The sequence below is a fragment of the Alcanivorax sp. HI0044 genome (assembly GCF_001634945.1).
In genome coordinates this window covers 1-3769 of the sequence record NZ_LWEZ01001286.1, presented here as the reverse complement: position 1 = coordinate 3769, position 3769 = coordinate 1, and the positions used below count along the sequence as shown (strand labels likewise).

At 57.5% G+C, this 3769-nt stretch carries 3 protein-coding genes; 2 read left to right on the top strand and 1 reads right to left on the bottom strand.

The features are described 5' to 3' along the window. Window positions 1-291: 291 nt before the first annotated feature. On the bottom strand, window positions 292-1500 hold the full coding sequence (locus A3730_RS18715) for a hypothetical protein (RefSeq protein WP_063521054.1): 1209 nt from the start codon (window positions 1498-1500) through the stop codon (window positions 292-294). 272 nt (window positions 1501-1772) lie between these two features. Between A3730_RS18715 and nadB the strand changes: the two genes are divergently transcribed. Both nadB and A3730_RS18705 read left to right on the top strand, forming a co-directional pair. Then, a complete protein-coding gene (nadB, locus tag A3730_RS18710) occupies window positions 1773-3389 on the top strand; it encodes an L-aspartate oxidase (RefSeq protein ID WP_063521053.1) in 1617 nt (538 codons plus the stop codon). Window positions 3390-3555: 166 nt separating this feature from the next. Further along, window positions 3556-3769: transposase (locus A3730_RS18705; RefSeq protein ID WP_063538663.1), on the top strand; the 214-nt coding region annotated here is incomplete at its 3' end.

Sequence of the window (3769 nt, the reverse complement as noted above, 5' to 3'; positions counted from 1 at the left end):
CCCACTAAAACGCGCCATTGTAGCAGTTGCCCGGGCGGCGGCTACACCATGGGCACGATTTCGCCACCTTTTCACATTGCTTGAACATTTCTGTGGCGGCGAAGTCGAGGCGTTTCAACGTATTATAGGACAGAATCGGACACATAAATGCCCGAATGGTTCCCGAGAGAACATGGAAACCGGACGCATTCTCGATAGAACGACAGAAGAAGAAAGGCGCTCACAGGAGCCAGAGGCGGCCCTGCGAGCGATAGGTCATGAAGGCACTGAGAGCACTGAAAGCGCTGGGAACTAGAAAATTGAGCAGCCAGAACCGCCGAATTTCTTTTTCACCTGGGCCATACAGCCGCGCATCAGCAGGCCAAAGGGATCGCCGGGCAGAGTTTCGCAGACCTTCTTGGCCGCATAGGCCTTGGAACATTCCGTGGCCGTAGCTTCCAGGGTGTTGCCGGCCACCGGTTGCGCCCCGACCTGCCCGCCCGGGGCGGCGGCCGCCATCAAAGCCGCAGATCCCCCCGGTGCCGCCTTCGGCTCACTGGCCTCGATCATCGCAGCCACCACATCGGCAGGCAGCCCCTCTTTGGTCAACCAGCTGGATTCTTCAGGCGTAAACAAGGCATAGGGCTGGCCCGCAGCCTTGATACTCGCTGCCATGGCCGGTGCCGAACGCTTGCGATAGGTTTCCTTGAGCACATCCATCACCCGTAAATCCGCCGGCCCGATAAATAAAAGCCGTTCATTACCGTGAATGTCATCCGCGAATTCAGGGTGCCTTTCGACAATCGCCGCATAAGCTTTGAGGCGCTCATTACGTTTTTTCCCCGCCAGCACCTCGGCCAAATGGGTGGACACCAGCGGGCGATAGAATTTCAGTTGCGGGTTATCCAGCGCGGCGGCCAGCTTATCCACATCCTTTGATTTCTTGAGCGAGTCATACAGCGGCTCTTCCGCAACGATGCTTCGCGTCAGCTTTTCTTCATGGGAGAAGAACGAGGCATACCAGGCCGCATCGGTGACTTTCTGGGTGCCACGTAATTTCCCTAGCGGAAACCAGCTCATGAACAATGTGCCGCGGTAGTGAGCGTTGGCGCTATACACCAGCTCCCCTTCCGAGCGCATTTCAATGGTCGTATCGAAGTGCTGCGGTGACACCACAGGAACCAGACAAAGACTGAAAGTACAGCCCAGCGTCGTCACCAGCACCGTCGCAACCGTTCCCACGCTATTCTTCGGGCGATGGCGCGTTACCGTGATATCCAGCGGCGGCATATCACCATCATGCAACCAGTAATCCGCCGCCCGCGCCATTTCATCATTGGCACTGCTTCTTGGCTTCTCGTCAAAGGCTCTCTGGATTCTTTCACTGGCCCATGGGTAGGCATTATAAGTCGCCTTACCCTTGGCATAGGGAATAATCGGATTATTCGGATTGGTGTTGAAAAGATCAATCGTGTCCTGCGTGATGGGTGTACCCTGCTCCGTGTAGTAATTCGCAGACATACAGCCACTTAACAAGCTCACACCCATCGCGCTGGCTGCCAGCCCTTTTAGTACCCTTCTCATAGTGTTCCCCGATACTGATTGTCCGTACGCCACTTCCCCCAATGAAAGCAGCGCTGTCCCAAGTCACAGGAAAATAACAACACTGTCACAAAACCGCATCCCCCATTTGGGGGATAGGTCAGCATTGGTCATTTAGTCAGGACCGGATTCACCGCTATACTGGCCACCGCATATCCCACCCAACCGGGCTCTTCACAACAGGATTCTCCATGGCTACCTACCGACACGATGTACTCATTATCGGCTCCGGCGCTGCAGGCCTCACCGCTGCCTTGCGCCTGCCGGATGAGTGTCAGGTTGCCCTGCTCTCCAAGGGAGAGCTCACCAGTGCCAGCACCTACTACGCCCAGGGTGGCGTGGCCGCGGTGCTGGATCAGGAAGACTCACTGGAAAGCCACGTGGCCGACACCCATGTGGCCGGCGCCGGCCTGTGCCACGATGATGCCGTGCGCTTTACCGTGGAAAACGGTCCCGACGCTATCCGCTGGCTGATTGATCTGGGCGTGGACTTCACCCGCTTTGACAGTGGTGACGGCAGCAAGCTGCCCTACCACCTGACCCGCGAAGGCGGCCACAGCCACCGGCGTATCATTCATGCTGCCGACGCCACCGGCAAAGCCATTTCCGGCACATTGATTGAACAGGTCTGCCAGAAACACAACGTGACCCGTTTTGAACACCGGGTAGCCGTGGACCTGATCGTGCAGGAACACGACGCCCCCAACGGGGAACAAGGCAAAGAAAAACGCTGTTGCGGCGCCTACGTGCACAACATTCAGACCGGGGAAACCGACGTTATTCTGGCCCGCTCCGTGGTACTGGCCACCGGCGGCGCCTCCAAGGTGTACCTGTATACCTCCAACCCGGATGTGGCCACCGGCGATGGCATCGCCATGGCCTGGCGGGCCGGCTGCCGCGTGGCCAACATGGAATTCATGCAGTTCCACCCAACCTGCCTCTATCACCCCAAGGCGAAAAGCTTCCTGGTCACCGAAGCCATTCGCGGCGAAGGCGGACACCTGCTGCTGCCCAATGGCGAACGCTTCATGAACCGCTTTGATGAGCGCGGTGAGCTTGCTCCCCGGGATGTGGTGGCCCGGGCCATTGACCATGAGATGAAACGGCTGGGGGCAGACTGCCTGTATCTGGATATCAGCCACAAGCCGGCGGACTTCATCATCGAGCATTTCCCCACCGTATACGCCAAGTGCCTGCAGCTGGGGCTGGATATCACCCGCGACCCGATTCCCGTGGTCCCCGCCGCCCATTACACCTGTGGCGGCGTAATGATCAACGAACATGGGCAAACCGACCTACCCGGCCTCTACGCCATCGGTGAAACCAGCTTCACCGGCCTGCACGGCGCCAACCGCATGGCCAGCAACTCATTACTGGAATGTTTCGTCTACGGCAAAGCTGCCGCCGACCATATCGGCGCACACCTGGATGAGATACCCACACCCCGGGACGACAATGAATGGGACGAATCCCAGGTCACCGACTCAGACGAGGACGTGGTCATCAGCCACAACTGGGACGAGCTGCGCCGCTTCATGTGGGATTACGTGGGCATCGTGCGAACGGAAAAAAGACTGGAGCGTGCCCTGCACCGGGCCGAACTGCTGAAGAGCGAGATCGCCGAGTATTACAGCAACTACCACATCAGCAACGATCTGCTGGAGCTGCGCAACCTGGTGGTGATCGCCGAGCTAATCATCCGCTCCGCCATGCAACGCAAGGAAAGCCGCGGCCTGCATTTCATGCGTGATTTTCCCGGTGTGAATGAAGAAACCAGGGACACGATCCTGACGCCGCTAATCAGTTGACAGTTGATAATGGACAGTTGACAGCGGCGCGATATGAAATGGGTGGAATCTGAAACGCAAGAGGCCGCGCCCACACGGTGGGCGCGACCTCTTTTCGTTCTGAAACAGAAAGCGTTAATGGAATGCCCCGGAAAAAGTAGACACCTTCATTTGGAGAGAAGGTGTCATGAAATACAAAGCCAAGCGCTACTTCAGCGATGATTTCAAACGCGAGGCCGTGCAGGCCTCGCTATCCACCACGCAGACACAGTCCGCACTAGCTGGCAAGCTAGGCATACACCCAAAGTTGTTAAGCCGCTGGCGAAGAGAATGGATTGTGACCAAGAAACCGTCTGCTAAATCCGTCCAGAACACGGGACCCGATAAAAGCCTCAAAGACC

Bases quoted from the DNA above. Each gene is read 5' to 3' on its own strand.
- A3730_RS18715 (WP_063521054.1), bottom strand. From the start codon at position 1,500: ATGTCTGCGAATTACTACACGGAGCAGGGTACACCCATCACGCAGGAC.
- nadB (WP_063521053.1), top strand. From the start codon at position 1,773: ATGGCTACCTACCGACACGATGTACTCATTATCGGCTCCGGCGCTGCA.